The organism is Helicobacter heilmannii (assembly GCF_001283065.1).
Classification (GTDB): Bacteria; Campylobacterota; Campylobacteria; order Campylobacterales; family Helicobacteraceae; genus Helicobacter; species Helicobacter heilmannii.
Window position 1 is genome coordinate 580,064 of sequence record NZ_CDMK01000001.1, and the last position, 20,375, is coordinate 600,438.

At 48.3% G+C, this 20,375-nt stretch carries 20 protein-coding genes and 2 pseudogenes; 7 read left to right on the top strand and 15 right to left on the bottom strand.

Annotation, left to right across the window (positions count from 1 at the left end; translation table 11 throughout):
- Positions 1–7: 7 nt before the first annotated feature.
- The 3 genes from trpB to trpD are packed head-to-tail and all read right to left on the bottom strand — an operon-like array spanning position 8 to position 3,539.
- Positions 8–1,177 (bottom strand): tryptophan synthase subunit beta, encoded by a 1,170-nt coding sequence (trpB, locus tag AOG36_RS02905; protein WP_015106342.1) that lies wholly within the window; start codon positions 1,175–1,177, stop codon positions 8–10.
- Positions 1,178–2,533 carry a bifunctional indole-3-glycerol-phosphate synthase TrpC/phosphoribosylanthranilate isomerase TrpF gene (gene trpCF / locus AOG36_RS02910; RefSeq protein WP_053825455.1) on the bottom strand — a complete coding sequence of 452 codons (1,356 nt, stop codon included), beginning with the start codon at positions 2,531–2,533 and terminating at the stop codon, positions 1,178–1,180.
- Positions 2,526–3,539, bottom strand: a complete 1,014-nt coding sequence (trpD, locus tag AOG36_RS02915) for an anthranilate phosphoribosyltransferase (protein ID WP_015106344.1) — start codon at positions 3,537–3,539, stop codon at positions 2,526–2,528. Before trpD ends, trpCF begins: the two co-directional genes overlap by 8 nt.
- 250 nt (positions 3,540–3,789) lie before the next feature.
- On the opposite strand from trpD, the gene AOG36_RS02920 reads away from it, so the two are divergent.
- Both AOG36_RS02920 and AOG36_RS02925 read left to right on the top strand, forming a co-directional pair.
- Complete coding sequence (locus AOG36_RS02920; RefSeq protein WP_053825456.1) at positions 3,790–4,599, top strand: glycosyltransferase family 25 protein; 810 nt, start codon at positions 3,790–3,792, stop codon at positions 4,597–4,599.
- A gap of 18 nt (positions 4,600–4,617) precedes the next feature.
- The gene (locus AOG36_RS02925; RefSeq protein ID WP_015106347.1) at positions 4,618–5,664 is read left to right on the top strand and encodes a YeiH family protein; all 1,047 of its coding nucleotides are present in this window, start codon (positions 4,618–4,620) and stop codon (positions 5,662–5,664) included.
- A 562-nt stretch (positions 5,665–6,226) separates the two neighbouring features.
- Here AOG36_RS02925 and AOG36_RS09325 read toward each other — a convergent pair.
- A complete protein-coding gene (locus AOG36_RS09325) occupies positions 6,227–6,403 on the bottom strand; it encodes an alcohol dehydrogenase catalytic domain-containing protein (protein ID WP_082336614.1) in 177 nt (58 codons plus the stop codon).
- Positions 6,404–6,564: 161 nt separating this feature from the next.
- On the opposite strand from AOG36_RS09325, the gene AOG36_RS09330 reads away from it, so the two are divergent.
- Positions 6,565–6,960, top strand: a complete 396-nt coding sequence (locus AOG36_RS09330) for a tetratricopeptide repeat protein (RefSeq protein WP_370696088.1) — start codon at positions 6,565–6,567, stop codon at positions 6,958–6,960.
- A gap of 59 nt (positions 6,961–7,019) precedes the next feature.
- On the opposite strand, the gene AOG36_RS02935 is transcribed toward AOG36_RS09330, so the two are convergent.
- The 5 genes and pseudogenes from AOG36_RS02935 to groES all read right to left on the bottom strand — a co-directional run bounded on the left by AOG36_RS02935 (position 7,020) and on the right by groES (position 11,231).
- Entirely contained in the window at positions 7,020–7,391 is a 372-nt protein-coding gene (locus AOG36_RS02935) for a tetratricopeptide repeat protein (protein WP_015106349.1), read from the bottom strand.
- Positions 7,392–7,587: 196 nt separating this feature from the next.
- Positions 7,588–8,210, bottom strand: a pseudogene (locus AOG36_RS02940) (GIY-YIG nuclease family protein).
- 1 nt (position 8,211) lies between these two features.
- Positions 8,212–9,122: pseudogene (locus AOG36_RS02945) on the bottom strand (DNA adenine methylase).
- A 74-nt stretch (positions 9,123–9,196) separates the two neighbouring features.
- Positions 9,197–10,843, bottom strand: a complete 1,647-nt coding sequence (groL, locus tag AOG36_RS02950; protein ID WP_053825458.1) for a chaperonin GroEL — start codon at positions 10,841–10,843, stop codon at positions 9,197–9,199.
- Positions 10,844–10,889: 46 nt separating this feature from the next.
- Complete coding sequence (groES, locus tag AOG36_RS02955; protein WP_015106354.1) at positions 10,890–11,231, bottom strand: co-chaperone GroES; 342 nt, start codon at positions 11,229–11,231, stop codon at positions 10,890–10,892.
- A gap of 229 nt (positions 11,232–11,460) precedes the next feature.
- Between groES and dnaG the strand changes: the two genes are divergently transcribed.
- The 4 genes from dnaG (at position 11,461) to AOG36_RS02975 (ending at position 15,503) form a co-directional block, all read left to right on the top strand.
- Entirely contained in the window at positions 11,461–13,116 is a 1,656-nt protein-coding gene (dnaG, locus tag AOG36_RS02960) for a DNA primase (RefSeq protein WP_082333455.1), read from the top strand.
- Positions 13,113–14,171 carry a 7-cyano-7-deazaguanine synthase gene (locus AOG36_RS02965; RefSeq protein ID WP_015106356.1) on the top strand — a complete coding sequence of 353 codons (1,059 nt, stop codon included), beginning with the start codon at positions 13,113–13,115 and terminating at the stop codon, positions 14,169–14,171. The genes dnaG and AOG36_RS02965 overlap by 4 nt, the downstream gene beginning before the upstream one ends.
- 16 nt (positions 14,172–14,187) lie before the next feature.
- Entirely contained in the window at positions 14,188–15,030 is an 843-nt protein-coding gene (locus AOG36_RS02970; protein WP_015106357.1) for a DUF5718 family protein, read from the top strand.
- 107 nt (positions 15,031–15,137) lie between these two features.
- Positions 15,138–15,503, top strand: a complete 366-nt coding sequence (locus tag AOG36_RS02975) for a hypothetical protein (protein ID WP_015106358.1) — start codon at positions 15,138–15,140, stop codon at positions 15,501–15,503.
- Position 15,504: 1 nt separating this feature from the next.
- Here AOG36_RS02975 and selD read toward each other — a convergent pair whose 3' ends face one another.
- The 6 genes from selD to AOG36_RS03005 are packed head-to-tail and all read right to left on the bottom strand — an operon-like array spanning position 15,505 to position 20,344.
- Positions 15,505–16,464 carry a selenide, water dikinase SelD gene (gene selD / locus AOG36_RS02980; protein ID WP_015106359.1) on the bottom strand — a complete coding sequence of 320 codons (960 nt, stop codon included), beginning with the start codon at positions 16,462–16,464 and terminating at the stop codon, positions 15,505–15,507.
- Between the two features lie 43 nt (positions 16,465–16,507).
- A complete protein-coding gene (epsC, locus tag AOG36_RS02985; protein ID WP_015106360.1) occupies positions 16,508–17,029 on the bottom strand; it encodes a serine O-acetyltransferase EpsC in 522 nt (173 codons plus the stop codon).
- A complete protein-coding gene (gene cysK, locus AOG36_RS02990) occupies positions 17,004–17,933 on the bottom strand; it encodes a cysteine synthase A (RefSeq protein WP_015106362.1) in 930 nt (309 codons plus the stop codon). The genes epsC and cysK overlap by 26 nt, the downstream gene beginning before the upstream one ends.
- Positions 17,934–17,944: 11 nt before the next feature.
- A complete protein-coding gene (locus AOG36_RS02995; RefSeq protein ID WP_015106363.1) occupies positions 17,945–18,793 on the bottom strand; it encodes an aldo/keto reductase in 849 nt (282 codons plus the stop codon).
- A 46-nt stretch (positions 18,794–18,839) separates the two neighbouring features.
- On the bottom strand, positions 18,840–19,979 hold the full coding sequence (locus AOG36_RS03000; RefSeq protein ID WP_053825460.1) for a sigma-54-dependent transcriptional regulator: 1,140 nt from the start codon (positions 19,977–19,979) through the stop codon (positions 18,840–18,842).
- On the bottom strand, positions 19,976–20,344 hold the full coding sequence (locus AOG36_RS03005) for a hypothetical protein (RefSeq protein ID WP_015106365.1): 369 nt from the start codon (positions 20,342–20,344) through the stop codon (positions 19,976–19,978). Before AOG36_RS03005 ends, AOG36_RS03000 begins: the two co-directional genes overlap by 4 nt.
- Positions 20,345–20,375 lie beyond the last annotated feature (31 nt).

Sequence of the window (20,375 nt, forward strand, 5' to 3'; positions counted from 1 at the left end):
AACAACCCTAGGCATTTGCCAACGCCCCCTGCACTGTGGCTAAGTCCTTATCCCCCCGGCCACTTAAATTGACAAGAATCAGGCTTTCTCCCTTGCACTCGTTAGCAAGTTTATAGGCATAAGCTAGGGCATGCGCGCTCTCTAGGGCGGGGATGATGCCCTCGCTTTGGCTTAAGTGCACAAAGGCCTCTAGGGCTTCCTTATCGCTCACAGCCACATACTGCGCCCGCCCGCTTGTTTTTAAATAGCTATGCTCTGGCCCCACGCCGGGGTAATCTAGTCCGGCAGAAATGCTGTGGCTTTCTAAAATTTGCCCCTCTTCATTTTGCAGAATATAAGTCTTGCTGCCGTGCAAAATCCCCACACTCCCCTTGCATAAAGTTGCCCCGTGTTTATTTGTATCTAGCCCAAGCCCTCCGGGCTCCACCCCCACCAAGGCAACGGTTGTATCGTCTAAAAATCCCGCAAAAATGCCAATCGCATTAGAGCCTCCGCCCACGCAAGCGATGACAGAGTCGGGCAACCTGCCTTCTTTTGCTAAAATCTGCGCCCTTGCTTCAGTGCCGATCACGCTTTGGAAGTGTTTAACCATTTGTGGGTAGGGGTGCGGGCCAGCAGCGGTACCTAGCAGGTAGTGGGTGGTGGCATAAGAGCTTGCCCAATCCCTAAGGGCCTCATTGATCGCGTCCTTTAAACTTGCCGAACCGCTCTCTACGGATTGCACCTTGGCACCCAGTAGGCGCATCCTAAAAACATTTTGCTTTTGTCTCTCAATGTCTTTAGCCCCCATATACACCACACACTCTAACCCCAAGAGCGCGCAAGCAATGGCACTCGCCACGCCGTGCTGCCCTGCCCCCGTTTCGGCAATCACGCGCGTTTTGCCTATTTTTTGCGCCAAGAGTGCTTGCCCTAGGGCTTGGTTAGTCTTGTGTGCCCCCCCGTGGATCAAATCCTCCCTTTTTAGATACATTTTCACCTTGGGGTTAGGGCAAAAGTTTTTCACTAGAGTTAAGGGGCTTGGCCGGCCCACAAAATCCTTTAAAAGCCCGCTTAACGCGGCTTGAAACCCGCTGTCTTTTAAACAAGCCTCAAACGCCTGCTCTAATTGTGTGAGGGCGGGGACTAACAGCTCGGGCACAAAGCCTCCTCCAAATTCTCCAAAATACCGCTGCATTCAATACTCCCGTAACATTTTCGCCACTTGGGCGATTTTTTGCCCGCTCTTTCTGCCGGGTGCGTTTTCCACTCCTGAGTTTAAATCAAGCCCCAGCGCTCCTATGGCGGCTGCCTTTTCTAAATTACTCGCATTTAGCCCCCCTGCGAGCATAAAAGGGCGTTTAAAACCCTCTAAAAGCTCCCAAGCAAACGCCACGCCATTGCCCCCCGCTTTTGCTCCCTTGCTGTCAAACAACACTAAAGGGGCATTGGGGATTTGGGGTAATTTTTTGGCATGCGGGTCAATGCTTGCCACCAGCCACACGGGGCAATCTAGGGCATTTTGCAGTAAATGTAAATCCTCTTGGCTATAGTACCCGTGAAGCTGCACCGCCTTAAGCCCTAGCTGGTAGGCTCGTTTAATGATCGTCTTGGGCTTGGCCTGCACGAACACGCCCACAAAGTCCAGCTTAGGCACTTTTTTAATGAGCTTTTTGGCCTTCTTGGGGGCAATGTAGCGCGGGCTTTGGGGGTCAAAAATCAGCCCGCCATAAATAAAGCCGTTTTTAAGCACCGCCCTAGCATCTTTCACCCTTTTTAATCCACAGACTTTATTTTCGCCCAAGATGAGCTTTTTACACGCCTTTTCTAGGTTTTTTTGCGCCATAAGGTGGCTGCCCACCAAGAAGCCCTGCACCTTGTGGCACAGCTGTTTTATCACCGCGTGTGAGTTGATCCCAGACTCGCTAACGAGGATTTTATCCTCAGCGATTAAAGGGGCGAGCTTTAGGGTGGTGTGTATATCCACTTTGAGGGTTTTTAAATCCCGGTTATTGATGCCCACAATGGGAGCGTTTAAATCAAGGGCTCGTTGCAATTCCGCTTGATCACTCACCTCAGTTAAAACCGCCATGCTTAAAGACTGCGCAAGGGTGGCTAATTCTGCATAACTCTCATCATCCAGCACACTAAGCATCAATAAAATCGCGTCCGCACCCATAAAGCGCGCTAGGCGGACTTGAAAAGGGTCCAGGATAAAGTCCTTACACAAAAGGGGTTTGGTGGAGTGCTCGGCCACTATACGCAAATTCTCAAACGCCCCTTTAAAATATTTCTCATCGGTCAGCACGGAAATGCAAGTGGCATATCTCTCATACACCTTAGCGATTTTCACCAAATCAAAGGGGCTTCGAATCAAACCCTTAGAGGGGGAGGCCTGCTTGCACTCTAAAATAAAGCTCGTGCGCCGCTCTTGCAAGGCCTCTTTAAAATTCCTTTGGCTGGGCCTAAGCTCAGCGGGTAGGCTGTAGCGTTTTTTTAGGGCTTGCACCTCTTTTTTCTTGTGTTCTACCATGGTTTTTAGCAAATCATGCATGGCTTAATTGCACCATCCTTTGTAAGTGGGTGTAGGCTTGTTTGCTCTCTAAACACTCTCTAGCTAGCTTAGCACCCTCTCTAAAATCTTTAACCCGTCCTGCCACAAACAACACCCCCGCGCTATTGGCGATCACACTCGCCTTTTGGGCCTCACTGCCCCCCCCTTGCAATAAGTCTAAACAAATGCGCACGCTCTCTTGCACGCTCTGCACCTTTAGAGCTTCTAGCGGATGGCTTTTGAGTCCAAAGTCTTTAGGCTCTAACATGTATTGTTTGATTTGCCCCTTCCTTAGCTCGCAGACTAAAGTCTTTCCATGCACGGCGATCTCATCGCAACCTGAGCCGTGCACCACCAGTGCCCGCTCTAGCCCTAGGTTTTGCAAGGTGCAGGCTAGGGGGTAACACAATTTGGGGGTGGCCACGCCTAAAAGCTGGGCTTTGGGGCGCAGAGGGTTTAAGAGCGGGCCTAGCAAATTAAAAAGGGTACGGGTTTTTAGGGCTTTTCTTAGGGGGGCAACCTTAGCAAAGCTGAGGTAGAAAATGGGGGCAAAGAGGAAGGCGAAGTTGGTTAAGTCTAAGCTTTGATGCACTTGTTTAGGGCTTAGGCGCAAATTAAAGCCTAAATGCTCTAAGAACTCCGCGCTTCCGCTCCCGCTTGAGCTGTAATTGCCCGCCTTAGCCATTTTCACGCCCAGTGTGGCGCACACAAAGGCACTGATGGTACTGATATTAAAGCTTCTGTTGCCATCCCCGCCCGTGCCGCAATTATCCACCACCCCCCCAAGCGGGGCCTTCAAGGCTTGGCTCTCTTGCAAACACGCCTGCACGCTAAACGCAATCTCTTGCGGGCTCTCGCCCTTGCATTTTAAGGCAATGAGCAGTGCCCCTAACTCAATGTCGCTAAAGTGCCCGCCCAAAACGCCCGCCCAAAACGCCCGCACCTGCTCCTCTCTTAAATCCTCTTTGGCGCAAAGCTGGCTTAATAAATCTGTATAAAGGGGCATGGCGGTCTTTATTTTGGCGTTTTCATAAAGGGGGATTATAGCACACGCAAGATAAAGCTTATGTGGCGGTAGGGATTTGGTGGCTTGGGGGGCTTAGGGGAGTGTGTGTTGGTATATGTCTAGGGGGTTGTGATCGGGGCGTTTTGTGGAGATCGGTTGTAGGCTAGAGTGGGGTCTTGGGGTAAAAAGCGTTGCTTAAGTGCTGCTTATAGCAAAGTGTTGTTATAATGGGTCTTTTTTTGGAGAGTGCATGCGTATTTTTGTGATCCACTTATCGAAAGCCACCTGCCAAGAGTGGGGGCTTAAAGAGCGCAATATCGATGCGCTCTTGGCGGATTTGAAGCAAGATAAACACCCCGTAGAAATTTTTGATGCCATTTATTCCCAAACCAAGGAAGGCCTGCACCCCCTCGTGTCCGCCCATTTATGCTATGTTTTTTTGCACAAAAACACGGGGATTGCTGGGGGCGGGGTGAAAACCCTGTTGCAAGCCTGCTCTTATGCGCTTAAGCAAATGGGCATACCCATGAGTCTTGGAGAACTTGGGTGCTTTGCCAGCCACTATAGCCTATGGCAACGGTGCATTGATTTGCGAGAATCCATCTGTGTATTAGAGGACGACATTGTCCTAGAGCCTCATTTTTTTGACAGCCTAGAGTACATCCAAACCATCATAAACCGCCTGCATTGGGTGCGTTTGATGCATTTATTCGTCAATCAAATCCACGCCACACCAACCCAAATCCCTAATATCTTCGTCATCAACCACCCCACTTATGGGAGTGGGACACAAGGTTACATCATCAACCCAAAAGCTGCTAAAGCTTTTGTCCGAGCGAGCAAGCACTGGGTGATGCCCGTAGACTGTGTGATGGAGAACACCTATTTACACGGCATTAAAAACTATGTCTACCAGCCCTTTGCCATCAGAGAGCATGAAGAAAACACTCTAGAGGGCAATATCTCTAGAGAACGGGATGCGTGCTATCCGTTTGTGGTGCGGGTGTTTAGGCGTTTGCACCCGCGCTATGTGTCCTTAGTGCAAAAATTTAGGAGTTGATCCAAAAAAAGAGAGAACATGCGACACCATCAAAACACTTTTTTAGGAATTGTCTTAGGTCTTTGTGTCATCGGGATTTTGGTCTTTGCATCGCTCAAAATCGCCCATCTACCCTTTTTAACCACACACCACATTTCACCCCTTTTAGTGGCGGTTTTAATTGGGCTTCTAGGTTCGTTCTTTTACCCTAAGATCGCCTACTGGACGCACCATGGCGTGCATTTTAGTGCCAAAAAGCTCTTGCGTTTAGGCATCATCCTTTACGGCTTTAATGTGACGATCAACGACATTTTGCACTACGGCTACACCCCCCTATTCATCGCTTTGGTCGTGGTCGTGGGGGTGTTTTTGCTTGGGGTGTGGCTGGGGGGCAAGATGGGGCTAGATCGGGATTTAAGCATGCTCGTGGCATGCGGGAGCGCGGTGTGCGGGGCAGCGGCAATCTTGGCTTTAGAGAGTGTGCTTAAATCCCCCCCCTTTAAGGGCGTGGTGGCAGTGGGCACCGTGATCGTCTTTGGGCTCTTGGCGATGTTTTTATACCCCTTTGTGTATCACCTAGGCTGGGTGCCCTTAAGCCCACTCTCTGAGGGCGTGTATATCGGGGCGACTTTGCACGAGGTGGCCAATGTCGCCGGAGCTGCTAGTGGAATTTCACTAGAAGCCGAGAAAGTCGCCGTAACCATCAAAATGGTGCGCGTGATCATGCTCATCCCCCTGCTCTTAGCCGTGTCCTTCTATTTAAAAAGTACAAACACTGCGCACAAGCACAAGGTCAAATTACAAGTGCCTTGGTTTGCCTTTATTTTCTTAGGGATGGTGGTGGTGCATTCCTACCTGCAGCCTTTATTGGGCGGCTTTGTGCCCCCCGATACGCTAAAACATGGGGTAGAGATGTTGCGCTTTGGATCTGTGGTGTGCTTGGTGTGCGCCATGGGAGCACTGGGTCTGCAAGTGGAGTTAAAGAAGTTTTTAAACCTTGGAGGGAGTGCTTTTATTTTAGCCCTCATCCTCTTTATTGTCCTCATCTTTGCGGGCTTTGGGCTGGTGAAGGTGTTGATGGGCTAAAGGCACTGCTTAGCGGTGTTTACACCTTGGAGGGGTGGCCAGCGCACAAGGTAGTTAAACATCAAGTCCAAATGGCTAGCCAAGAGCACCTTTGCGGCTCACTGTTGCCAAGTTTTTCCATGTCAATCGTATACCTCAAGCCTCCAATCCTTAAGCCATACGCCCTTTTATGCTCTCGACAATCAGACCCACAAGCTCAATTCCAAAAACAGCCTCTTTAGGAGGTGGCGATGATGCAATCTAGGCTATCTCTTGGCACCTCTTGTGGGGATTGTAGTGGTGCTTAGTCCCTAGAGCCAACGCCGTTTGTCTTTTTGCTCCACTGCGCCCAAACACACTTACCTTAAGCTCCTAGTGCCAATGTGTATTTGAGTGCCATTTGACTAAGCCCCCAAAATCTGCGATCCCCACCTTAGAACCCGGGCCACTTTAAAAAACTTTAAACAGGTGTAGGTGGTGATGCCGGCACACAAGGGGCCACTTTATCTAGGGGAGCGTGGGCGGGGATTTTCACCGTATAGTTCCATCCACCACAATGCAATCGGAAAGTCGCCATGTGGGTTCATTTGTGAAAGCAACCCAAAGAATTTAGAAGTGAGCACCACCTTGCCCTCACTGCAGTTGTGCGCAAAGCACGAGTGCAAGGGCCACATTTTCCACAGGAGTTCACAAAATACCCCACTCCTGCCCTATCCCCCACTTTGAGCTTGCGCACCTGGGCACCCACTTCTTTAACCATGCCAGCAATTTCATCCCATTAGTTTTTGTTAAACTAGACATACAATTCTTTATAAAAATTATCATTACGATCATTATATTATTTATTAAAAAATCACAAAAAAATGTTAAAATGGGCTCCTTATATTTGATTTATTAAGAAGTTTGGAGATTTACATGTGCATGAATCTCATAAAAAATGTGAGTTCATACTTTGAAACTTTGGCCACACATGCTAGTAAAAATTATCAAAGAACTAGAGAACACTATACACGGGCTGAAAAAAACGCGTGCGCGCTAAAGTACTACAAACTGGGTTTGTTGTATTTTGATGGCAATTGTGTGGTTCAAGATAGAAAAATCGCGTTTGCGTATTTTCTTAAGGCGGCTAAGCACGGAGAAGCGAGGGCTTATTGCTCTTTGGGGCTTTTTTATCAATATGGATGTGAAAGACCACAAGACATTGCGAGAGCCAAGAAATGCTTTGAAAAAGGAGCGGCCATGGGAGATGCCTTGGCACAGGTTGCCCTAGAAAGGATGCTTAGGAAGTCTGCGCGCTATTTGATACAACCTGCGTAGTGTGCCACTCTAGGAGTGGCGTTGCCTTTGGTAGATGGGTTGCACCACAGCGGGTAAGCTCAGTGTTTCTTTCTCATGAGGTGGTTCAGTGCCTCTTGTGCTAGTACATCCCCCATCTCCGCCCCTTTTTGGAAATATTCCTTAGCCTTAGTGGCATCCTGATGCATGCCATGCCCGTATTGGTAAAGCACTCCTATGGCATGGTATGCCCTCACATCCCCATGGGCGATGGCTTCTTGTAAACACTCGATGCCCTTGACATAGTCCTGCTCCACTCCATGTCCTCGCATATACAAAATCCCCAATCCATAGTGTGCTCTGCTATCTCCCGCCTCTTTTGCTTTGAGATAGTATTCTATCGCCTTTAGATAATCCTTGTTGTCATGCGCCTCTTTGGCGATCTCAAAATACGAACCCGTGCTGTCTTCCATTAGAGTTCCTAGATTTGGAATAGAATGGGGGTATTCTAGCAATTTTTTCTTGGTTTTTTGTCCATTTGGGGCTAGCAAGCCCATCGGTGTAAACGATTTACACGCATGCCGACAAGGGTTTATTTTGTGTCAAAAAAGGCGCATTAAACCCACAAAAAGCCTTGAGTGCCCAAGCTAAAGCTCTTGGCACATACCCCTAATCTGCCCCCTCTATGCTTCTAGGCCCTTGCACGGCTCCCCTTGTTACTCTCTTTTCTCTAGTTTGGGCGTTTTGTAAAAGTTGGGCTGGGTATCCTTAGCTTCACTAGGCCAATCCTTGCCCTGTTCTTGGATATTCCACTCGGGGTAATCCCCCATCACTTTTTGATAATCTAGCAGACATGCATTTTCTAAGAATTTATAGCTAAGAGAAGCGTCCGGCACTTCGTGTAAGCCGAGTAAGCCCTTAACCTGTGCCTTAAAATTGTCTTGGTAAATCATGTAAAACTCGATCTTTTTGCCGGATAAAATAGTGCTATAAAGAAAATACCAAATCCCAAAACTGCGGATGCTAGGCCGTCCTTTCACACCCCCGTCTCTATAAATCTCTAAAGTACTTTTGATCCCACCCTGTGCCTGTGAACCGCCGATTTTTTTAATGACCCCATCCACGACAATTAAGTACACCCGGGCGACATTCTTAGTCAAAAGGCTTTGGGGTAGGGGGTTGTGGTTTTCATCTTGCAATTCTTTAAGGTAGTTAAAGTTAAGTTTGGTGTTGTTGGGCACAAGTTCTACATCTGCAATTTTAAACGCTGTTTTGACTTGTAAAATGTGCATTTCACTCCTTAATAATCAAAAGCTCATGGGACTTTTTCACATACCCCGCATCGCCCCGCTCAAGGCGGTTTTTACCCATTCTTGTCTCTCCCTGCCACATCGTGTATTGCCACGCCAGTTCCACGATTTTAAAATCCTTATACGCCTCTCTTACAAAGGAGCAATCGTTGTAGCTTAAAACAAAAGGTCCCGGACGCGCTTTAAGCATTTGGGCGAGTTGGTCGTGCCTAGAGCCGTTGTGGTGTATGGGGAAGTTACGCATGGGATAAATCCCCCTAAACATTTTAGAATCCCCTTCTAAGAAATAAGGTGGGTCTAGGTAAGCAAGTCATGGGGATAGGCTAGAAGCACCTCCCTAAAGTCCGCACATTGCACGCTCAGCGTGGGTGCGTTGAAATTTTTTAGCTTGGTTAGGGCGTTGTGGTAGCGTTTCTCTTGGGTATAAATCTTGCTCATCCAGCCTAAAAATCCGGGCCCATAGCTCAAGTTGAAGTTAAAATAATAATCCCGCGCTAGGGTGAGGGGGTCGAGCACGCATTCTTTTTGATAATGCGCTTTGAGCTCGGTTTTAATAGCATTGTAAATTTCTTGAGTGGGGCTTAGCGCACGCAAAGACGCATAAAGGCGTTCTTTATCTTGTAAGAGCACTTGCCAAAAATTGACTAGAATATCAAAAATGTCAAAGGTGCGCACCTCTAAGCCAAGTTCTCTAGCACAGGCAATCTCCACACTCCCCCCGCCCATAAAGGGGCTGATCACTCTTTTTATATTTGTGGGTATGTGCTCCAAGATAAACCCCACCGCTAAAGATTTACCCCCACCATAGCGCAAAGGGCTTTTAGTGTAGCGTTTGTAGCGCAACTTTTGGGATTTGAGTTTTTCTAAAAAATGTGATTTTTTAAGCTGGTGCAAAGTGTGCTACCTAAGTGGATTGCCCCCTCCAACCCCTCCAAAAAGGCAAAAGCAAAAAGGCAAAAAGGCAAGGGCTACATCATGCCGCCCATGCCCCCCATACCGCCCATGCCGCCCATATCCGGCATGGCAGGAGCGGGTTTGTCTTCTTTCACTTCGTGCACGGTGGCTTCAGTGGTTAAGAGCAAGCTAGAGACAGATACGGCGTTTTGCAAGGCAATGCGCGCCACTTTAAGGGGGTCAATAATACCCGCTTTAAACATGTCCACATATTCCCCATTGCTGGCATTAAAACCAAAATGCGCCTCTTTGTGTTTTTCCACTTCATTGACCACCACACCGCGATCATAACCGGCATTGGCCGCAATTTGTGCTAGGGGCGCTTTGATGGCGCGCATGATGATTTCATAGCCCACTTTTTCATCGCCCTCTAGGTTTAAATGCACTTTTTGGGCGGCACGGATGAGAGCTGCACCCCCACCAATCACAATACCCTCTTCAACGGCCGCTTTAGTCGCAGACAAAGCGTCATCCACGCGATCTTTCTTTTCTTTCATTTCCACTTCAGAAGCCGCCCCGACTTTAATCACCGCCACGCCGCCGCTGAGTTTGGCTAGGCGTTCTTGGAGTTTTTCTTTATCATAGTCGCTCGTGGTGGCTTCAATTTGGGTTTTGATTTGGGCGATGCGATCTTTTACATCGTGGGCTTTGCCTTTGCCATCTACGATCGTGGTGTTGTCTTTATCGATCACAATGCGTGCCGCCACGCCTAGATCGCTGGCATCGGCGTTTTCTAGGGTTTTGCCAAGTTCCTCAGAGATCACTTGGCCACCTGTAAGGATCGCAATGTCTTTAAGCATCTCTTTGCGGCGATCGCCAAAGCCGGGGGCTTTGACCGCAGCCACATTGAGCACACCCCTAAGTTTATTGACCACCAAAGTGGTGAGCGCTTCGCCCTCAATGTCTTCAGCGATGATCAACAGGGGTTTGCCCTCCTTCATGGTGCGCTCAAGCAAGGGCAAAATGTCTTTCATGCTAGAGATTTTTTTATCGGTGAGCAGAATGTAGGCATTTTCTAGCTGGGTGGTCATTTTTTCGGCATTGGTTACAAAGTAAGGAGAGAGATAGCCGCGATCAAATTGCATCCCCTCTACAACATCTAACTCGTCTTCAATCCCCTTCGCTTCTTCGACGGTGATCACGCCATCTTTACCGACTTTTTCCATCGCATCGGCAATGAGTTTTCCGATTTTTTCATCGGAGTTGGCAGAAATAGTAGCGACTTGGGTGATTTCCTCTTTTCCGCCCACTTTTTTGCTCGCTTTTTTGAGCTCGGCGATAATGGCCTCACTTGCTTTGTCCATGCCTCTTTTGATTTCAATGGGGTTGGCCCCGGCAGTGATGTTGCGTAGTCCTTCTTTGAAGATGCTATAAGCAAGCACAGTAGCGGTTGTGGTGCCATCGCCGGCGGCATCCGCGGTTTTGCTGGCCACTTCTTTAACCAGCTGTGCGCCCATATTAGCTACAGGACAGGCTAGTTCAATCTCTTTAGCCACGCTCACGCCGTCCTTTGTAATGCTGGGCGCGCCGTAGCTTTTTTGGATCAACACATTGCGCCCTCTAGGCCCCATAGTAACTTTCACGGTGTCGTGGAGTTGTTTCACGCCTTCAAAAAGTTTGTTGCGTGCGGTGTCTGCAAATTTAATTTCTTTGGTTGCCATGTTTGTCTTCCTTTGTCAAATTTTTAAATGCTTAGGGTTGCTCTTTTTAGTGGTTGTGGCAGCAATTGCCCTCGTGTTTGTGATCGCCCTTGTGATCGTGTCCGTGTCCGTGGCAGCAAGAATCCACAATGCCGAGCACATCTTCAAGTTCTAAAACCATGAACTCTTTCCCGCCCAAAACGATTTCTGTGCCTTTGTACTTCCCAAATGCCACCACATCGCCCTCTTTGAGGCATTTACAGCCCTCGCTGATTTTGTGGCTCACGGCTTTCACCACGCCCATTTGGGGTTTTTCCTTAGCATTGTCAGGGATAATAATCCCAGAAGCGGTTTTCTTCTCTTCTTCTAGTCTCTCAACTAGTACTCTTTCACCTAATGGTTTAAACATTGCGTCTCCTCAAGTTACAAAAATTAGCACTTAAAAAATTTAAGTGCCACGATTTTAGCAAAAAATTGCGCATAAGTCAAGGCTTAGGACAGGATTAAAATACTTAACTAAATAAACTTTATAGTAAATAGCTAAAGTTATCTATTATTAAAATTGTAAAGTCTTGGACTAAGTTACCCTGTGTGCGCCTTTAGGCAAAATCAAAGTTACCTATGCTAAATTTTTAAGCATGATCACGCAAGAGTCTTTAGAACAACTCAAGCAAGTTGCCGACATTGTGGAAGTTGTGCAAAGCTACATCTCATTAACAAAAGCGGGGAGCAATTACAAGGCGATTTGCCCATTCCATGACGAAAAGACCCCAAGTTTCTTCGTGAGCCCGCAACACAATTCCTTCCGTTGCTATGGTTGTTTTAAGTCGGGCAACGCCTTTACCTTTATCATGGAATATGAAAAGGTGGATTTCCCCACAGCGGCGCAAAAATTAGCGGATATGTTTAATGTCCCCCTGCAATTCACCCATGCCCAAGAGCCCATGACAAACACAGGCCTTTTAGACCAGATCGCCCAGTGCTACCAAGCCCAGCTTGCTAAAACCCCCCATGCTCTTGAATACTTGCACCAAAGGGGGGTAAGCCCTGAAAGTGTGGAGGATTTTTCTTTGGGCTTTTGTGCATCTGTAAGCGTGCTAGACTACATCCAAGCGCATCGACTAGATACCAAAGCCCTTTTGGAGTTGGGGGTCTTGGGCCAAAACGACTATCAAAAAACCTTTGTGCGCTTTACCAACCGCTTGATGTTTCCCATCCACAACCCCAATGGTAAGGTGGTGGGCTTTGGGGGGCGGACATTGCAAGAAAACGCACAGGTGGCAAAGTATATCAACTCCCCCCAAAGCGTGTTGTTCAATAAATCTAAATTGCTCTATGGCTATTTTCAGGCCCGTCAACACATCCTTAAAACTAAGCAACTCATTTTAACCGAGGGCTATTTGGATGTGATTTTGCTCCACCAAGCGGGCTTTAAAACGGCAGTGGCGACTTTAGGCACGGCTTTAACCGAGCAGCATTTACCCGCTTTGAGTCGGGGCGAGCCCTCCATCATCTTGCTTTATGATGGCGATAAGGCGGGGCGCATAGCGGCATTTAGGGCGAGCTTGCTTTTGGCCAAAGAGCTAAAAAGCGGGGGCGTGGTGCTTTTGACCCCTCCGCTTGATCCGGCTGACATGGTGCTGCAAAAGCAAATAGACAGTCTACAGGCCATGTTGCAACGCCCCATCCCCTTCATTGAGTTCGTCTTGCAGGGGCTTACCAAGGATTGCAATTTAAACGACCCCTTGCAAAAAAAGCAAGCCTTCGAGCAGGTCCAAGTTTTTTTACACAATCTGCCCCCCATGGTGCAAGAAGACTACAAGCCAATGGCAGCCAGCCTACTGCAGACCTCTTTACGCTTTTTTAGCCACCAAAAACCCAAGTGGCAGCCCGCCCAGCCCCTAGCCCAGCGCCCCATCAGCGACCCTCTAGAAGAGTTGTTGATTAAATACATGGCATTCTACCCCGAATTGCTCGAGCGGGCGAAAACCTACATCAGCACCCCCCAAGTCTTTAAACACTGTGCTCATGCCTTCACGCTTTTATGCAACACTCAACCCGAAGATGTGCAAATTGCCGCCATTAAGTTGGATGAGAGATTGCCGATAGCAACGCCCTATCATAAGGATTTTAAAGCACATTTAATCCTGTTGCTGAAACGCCACTGCGTCATGCAATTAGAGCAAAGCAAATACATTGCACCCCACCTAGACATCACCCAAAGGCTAGAAATGCTTGCCAAGTGGCGGGAGAAATTACATTTATTGAATCAAGGAGAATTAATTCAAGTATGAGAGCCTTAGCGTTGTTTAGCGGGGGATTGGATAGCTTGTTATCCATGCACCTTGTCGCCTCACAAGGGGTTGAAGTTCTTGCCCTACATTTTAACATCGGGTTTGGGGGCAATAAGGACAAGAGAGAATATTTAGAGAAAGCCAGCGCACAAGTGGGCGCAAAGTTGCTTTTATACGACATCCAAGAGCAGTTTTTTAATGATGTCTTGTTTAGCCCCAAGTATGGCTATGGCAAGTATTTTAACCCATGCATCGATTGCCATGCCAATATGTTTAGACAAGCTTTCTATAAGCTCTTAGAGCTCAAGGCGAATTTTGTCATCAGTGGAGAAGTGCTAGGTCAGCGTCCCAAGAGCCAAAGACGCGAAGCACTAGATCAAGTGAAAAAATTAGTGCGTGGCTTTGGGGCTGAAAGTTGCTTTGATAGCCTACTAGATAGAAAGGGCGATGATCCTAGCAAACCCAAAACCCTAGACGAGTTGCTGCTAAGGCCTATGAGCGCACAGCTTTTAGAACCTAGTTTTGCTGAAAAGCAGGGGTGGGTGGATCGCTCCAAACTCTTAGGCGTGCAAGGGCGGGGGCGCAACACTCAATTAGAAAAAGTCAAAGAGCTGGGGCTCGAGCACTATGAGAATCCTAGCGGGGGGTGCTTGCTGACCGACTTAGGCGTGAGCCGCAAGCTTAAAGATTTACAAGCCCACCGCCAACACACACAGCAGAATATGGTAGTGCAAGACAATGTACTCGTCAAGGTAGGGCGTTACATGGTGGTGGGCAACACTCGTCTGGTGGTGGCGCGCAATGAACTAGAAAACGCCAAGCTCGAGCCTGTGCACCCCTTGATGGATAAAATTGTCCTGCTAGATTGCAAGGGGCCTTTGGGGCTTGTGGAGAAGAGAGCGAGTGTAGAGGAGAAAAAGTTAGCCGCCCAAATTGTGCTGAGTTATGCTAGAAGTAAGTGTGAACACTCTTATAGTGTGCAGGTGGGGGATAAGGCCTTTAACCTTAGCCCTCTTGAGAGAGAAAAGGCGCAGAGCTATTTATTTTTAACTTAAATCAAAAGGAGAAAAAATGCGAGACTTTATCGGTTTAGGGGTTGTAGGTAACTTTGCGAGGCATTTAGAGCAGGCGGGCGAAGCGCATAGTTTTATCAACATGAAACACATTGAAAAAGATGCGCCTAAAGGACTTTTTCCTTTTTATTTACCCAACGATCCGAGCTATTTGGGGCGTGATTGTATAGACAATGAAGTGATGGTCTTACCCGATGATGTGAGTTTGCGCGCCCAGGCCGAGCCAGAGATCGCCCTAGAGTGTGAGATCATCTACAACGATAAACACTTGGTAGAGAGCATCACCCCCCACTATTTCATGGCCTTCAACGATGGTTCGATCCGCAATTTCCCCGCCAAAAGGCTGTCAGCCAAAAAGAATTTTTCTAGGGCTTCTAAGGGCATGGGAACAAAGTTGCCCATCGACCGCTTTGTTTATGGCGGGGTGTGCAACGACTTCTCCATCGCCTCGTTTTTAACTAGAGAGGGGCAAACCCATGTCTATGGGGAGAACTCCAAACTCGTCAAATACGAGTATTTTTACGACAAACTCATGGATTGGATTGTAGAAATATTAAACACCCAAAAAGACACGGGGGTTTTAGAGGACTTGCAAGAACTTTTAAAGACCAACAAGTACCCCTCCAAACTTTTGATCGCTATTGGGGCCACACCCTATATGCCCTTTGCTCAAGAGCATTTTTTGCAACAGGGCGACACGATCACCATCATCGTCTATAACCACCGCCGCTACAGCTTTGAGAAGATTTTAGAGATGGTGTCTTCCAACGCTTTGTTAAAAACTTCTTTGGCCGACACCTCCATCGTCCAGCAGAAGGTGCTGTTAGAGAGTATTGTTTGAATCTGTATATCTTTTTTGTGAATAAAATACACAATCCAAAGTTTTTAAAAAATTATTAAGCAATTTGAGCTTAAAATTGAGTGCAACTTTATTAACAAAGGGTAAATTTGAGACAAAAAAATAACCGCTTAGATTCAAACCACGAATTTGACCAATTGAAGCAAGAATACATGCGCCAAGAGGTGGCTTACGCCACTTACTTGAGGGAGAGTAAAAAGCAGCTCTATGGGTGCAAGGATGTTTTAGAGCGACACACTTTCTTTGTAAACCGTTGCCATGCCTACAAGCCTTTGAACGACATTTATATGCGCCTGCGCTCCGTGTCCAAAAAATGTAAAATCGGCATGCAATCCATCCGCGAATCTTTTGAAAAATTCCGCCGCACCCACAACAACACCCTAACCTCTATCAAACGCTACGAAAACAAGTTACAACGCATCAAAGAAGGCAAAGCTCCCTCCGATTGGGAATAGTCTAGAGCAGGGCGATCTGCCGCTCCCTAGGCGGCACGCACCGCCCGATAATCTTTGCCCTCACTCCCTCGTTTTGTAATCTTTTCACACACTCTACCCCTTCTTTTGTATCCATCGCTACCAACAAGCCCCCTGAAGTCTGTGCGTCATAAAAGAGAATATCGGGTAGACTTGTTTGGTTGAGTACGCAATCTTGCAAAGCCTTTTTGCTTGCCACGCTGCCCCCCGGATACACCCCCTCCTTAGCCAACTCCAACGCCCCTTGCAAAAGCGGGACCTGTGCGCTATTGATCTCAAAAGAGATTTCAGGGCTTAGCATTTCAGCCAAATGCCCCACGAGCCCAAAGCCCGTAATGTCTGTGCAGGCATGCACACTAAAATTTTGCAAAACCTGCATGGCCTTTAAATTCAGACACGCCATGCTCTCTATGGCCTCGGGTGCTTCTTGCAACAGCCCCCGCTTTAAAGCGGTGGTGAGAACCCCGCTGCCTAGTGGCTTGGTTAAGATCAATACATCGCCCACGCGCGCGCCCCGCTTGGGCCATAAAGATTTTTCTACAAGCCCGGTAACACTTAGGCCAAATTTTTGCTCTACATCGCTTAGACTATGCCCACCCAAAAGCGCACAAGAACACTCGTTCAATTTGTCTAATGCCCCCTGCATGAGGGCCTGCACACTTGCAACACCCACATGCTCTTGATCCCACGCAAGGATACTTAGCGCACTGACTGCCCTAGCCCCTTTGGCAAAAATATCGCTTAGGGCATTGGCGGCAGCAATTTGCCCATAGGTGTAAGGATCATCGACGACGGGAGGAATCACATCCACGCTCTGCACGAGTGTAGAATCCCCCACTTCGATCGCTCCGCAATCATCGCCATCGCTAAAATCTAAGAGCACGCCCTTTAAGCGGGGTTGTTTGAGCTTAGCTGTGATTTGTTTTAGGTCCTCCAGACCCACCTTAGCCGCTCAACCTGCGCAACGCACAAACTGGGTCAATCTTTCAGCCATTGCTCTCCTTAGAAATGGTTTTTGCTTTTGTGCCCACCGCCACAGAGCCGTTGGGTAGGTCGGTAAGCACCACGGCATTCGCCCCGATTTTGACATCATCGCCGATTGTGATCGCGCCCAACACCTTCGCACCCGCTCCCACCACCACGCGGTTACCCAAAGTGGGGTGACGTTTGCCGGTGAGTTTGCCCGTACCGCCCAAAGTTACGCCATGGTAGATCGTAACATCATCGCCTATTTGCGTGGTTTCGCCAATCACTACCCCCATGCCATGGTCGATGAACAACCCCCGCCCGATCTTAGCTCCTGGATGGATTTCAATCCCGGTCAAAAAACGGCTAAATTGCGAGAGTGCGCGGGCCAAAAAATAAAAGTGCTTGTTATATAGGGCGTGGGCAAGTCGGTGCAAAAACAAGGCGTGCACGCCCGGATAGAGCAATAACACCTCCCACTTGTTGCGTGCAGCGGGGTCTTGATCTAGCGCGCGCTCAAGGCTGTAGACTAGATCGATCATCGTAAAGCCCAGTGGAGATGTATTTTTCTCCTCCATCGGGGGCGAGGGCGAGCACAGATTTACCTTTGCCGAGTCTTTGGGCCACTTGCATGCCTGCAAAGATCGCCGCCCCTGAGGAAATCCCCACTAAAATCCCCTCCTTTTGCCCAAAAAGTCTAGCCGTGCGGATCGCGTCCTTTTCATCCACAGCGATCACCTCATCGACCACGCTTTTATCGTAATTGCCCGGGATAAAGCCCACACCGATCCCTTGGATTTTATGGGGGCTGTGCCGCCCTCCGCTTAAGACCGGCGATTGTGCCGGCTCTACGGCGATGATTCTTGCCTTATGCCCACTCTCTTTAAACTTGCGCCCCACGCCCGCAATGGTCCCCCCCGTGCCTACACCTAGCACCACAGCGTCTGCATCGGGTAAATCCCGTAAAATCTCTTCGGCAGTCGTGCTGTAGTGCTTGCTCGGGTTAGCTGGGTTTTCAAACTGTTGGGGGATGAAGTACCCGGGAGCGGCACCAATCTCTAAGGCTTTATCAATCGCCCCCTTGGTGCCTAAAGACCCCGGGGTCAGGACTAACTCAGCCCCATACGCCTTGATCAATTCCCGGCGCTCAACACTCATGGTGTCTGGCATCACAATGATCACCTGATAACCTTTAAGCAAACCGATTAAGGCTAGAGCAATACCCGTATTCCCACTTGTGGGCTCGACTATGGTTGTGCCCGGGGCGAGCCAGCCATTTTTCTCTGCCTGCTCGATCATCCCCAAAGCCGCGCGATCTTTCACACTCCCTCCGGGGTTAAATTTTTCCAATTTGACATATAAATCCGCCGCCCCCTCTTCTAAAAGCCTACTGGTTTTTAAAATGGGGGTGTTGCCAATCAAGTCTAATGTACTGTTGTATATCATAGGTGCCTTTCTTAGGAATTAAAGGGGATCGTCCTCAAATATTCGAGTCCGCTAGGTTCTCTGTGATCAAAAAACACGCTTTGGCGTGTGTCCATGGTGGCGATTTTAGCAAAGTCCTCGCTGTCTAATTGGAAATCAAAAATCTGCCCGTTCTCCACGATGCGATCGATTTTGGCGGATTTAAACACCACAGAAATGCCCCGCTGGGTGATCCAGCGTAGGATCACTTGGGCGGGGGTTTTGTGGTGCTTTTTGGCGATCTCTTGGAGCACGGGGTGTTTAAAAATGTCCTTTTGCCCCTCGGCAAAGGGCGACCACGCTTGGGGCTGGATATTGTGTTGCTTCATAAATTCCTGCTCGTGCTGCCTTTGGAAAAAGGGGTGCAGTTCAATTTGATTGAGCGCAGGGGCAATTTCGTTAAAAGCCGCTATGTCGGCTAGGCGGCCCGGATAAAAGTTACTCACCCCAATGGCGCGGATTTTACCCTCCTTATGCAGTGCCTCTAAGGCGCGGTAAGTCCCATAGTAGTCGTTGAAGGGCTGATGCACCAACACCAAATCCAAATAATCTAAACCCATTTTTTGCAAGGATTTTTCTACGGATGCTTTGGCTTTTTGCTCGCCGGCGTTGCTAAACCAAACTTTTGTGGTGATGAACAGATCTTCACGGGGGACGCTGGTTTTTTTCACCGCTCGCCCCACGCCTGCCTCATTGCCATACATTTGAGCGGTGTCGAACAAGCGGTAACCTTTCTCGATCGCCTCCAACACGACTTTTTCACACTCACTATCGGGGATTTGAAACACCCCTAAGCCCAAAATAGGCATTTTAATTTGGTTATTCAAAGTAACAAATTCCATAAACTTTCCTTAAAATCAAATGGGCTCTCACCTTAACATAAAAAGTTTAACTCCGCTCTAAGAAGAGATCTTTCTCGCTAATTTGTGTCCCCTCGCTTAGGATTGCTGAGCGCTCCACGACAGAGAGCAATTCGCGGACATTGCCATGCCATGTGTAACTTAGCATGCACTCCTTAGCTTGATCGCTAAAACTCTTTGCTCCCAAATCATAGGCGCATAAAACTTCTTGTAACTTCCACTCCGCTAAGGGTAAAATCTCTTCCTTGCGTTCTTTCAAGGGGGGGATTTTAAGGGGGATGGTGTGTAGCCTAAAAAACAAATCCTCCCTAAACTCTTTGGTGCTGATTTTCTCTTGGATATTCGTATTGGTCGCCGAGATAAAACGGACATCGATCTTAATGGGCTTGTGGCTGCCTAGCCGCACAATCTCCTTTTCTTGGATCGCTCTTAGGAGCTTGCTTTGCAACTTCAGGGGCATTTCGCTGATTTCATCTAAAAACACACTCCCCTTGTTGGCGCTCTCAAACAACCCCGCCTTGGCGCTAGTCGCATCCGTGAAAGCCCCCTTTTCAAACCCGAACAACTCGGATTCTAACAAATGCTCGGGGATGGCTGCCATGTTGATCGCCACAAAGGGCGCGCCCTTGCGTTTGGAGTTTTCGTGGATGAAGTGGGCGAAAACCTCCTTACCCACCCCACTAGGGCCTTGTAAAAACACGCTCGCATCTGTGGCTGCCGCCTTGAGAGCCTGTTTTTGCACCGCCTCTAGGGCCTTTGAAGTGGCGATGAAAAACTCTTTTTTGCACGCCTTTTGCACGGGATGGACTTTGTGAAACTCTAAAACCTTTTTACTGCGATAAATGGATTCTAAAAGCAATTCGGGCTTAAAGGGCTTTTGGAAAAAGTCTTTCACCCCTAAGCGAATCGACTCGATAGCTTTATTCAGCGTGGCGTTGCCCGTGATGACAATCGCCTCAAAACGCCCATCTAGTTTGCGTAAAAACTCTAGTCCGTCCATTTGGGGCATGTTGATGTCCGTGATGATGAGCTCAAAACTCTCATCAATGGCCTTTAATGCGTCCTTGGGGCTTTTAAAGGCGACCACCTCTAAATCCTCGTGATCGCTAAAAAAGAGCTCTAAACTCTTGCGCATGTTGATGTCGTCTTCTACAATGGCGATTTTCATTTTTCTCCCTTCTCATAAATTTCTAGCACCAACAACCCCCCCTCCAAATGCACGCTGGCCGGGGCGTGTATGTCTAGGCTGGCTTGGTTTTGGTTTTGTAGTTTGCTGTTAAACCCACTGGCTTGCACCAAAACCTCGCCCTTATACAGACAATCCACGACCGCATTTTGGTAGCTTTTTAGCAAGATGTCGAGCAAATAGGGCTGTTGGGGGGGGCTTAATTTAGGCTCATTCACGGGAATGTCGCAAGTGTAGCTAGAGTTGTGGGGGTGTTTCTTGAGCGCATGGCTTAAGCCAAACGCCTCGTTTGTGGCGATGCCATTATGCGTTTGCACCCGATAAGAGAGCACAAACTCCTCCCCCACACAAACCCCCCCCAGAACCAATAGACAGAAA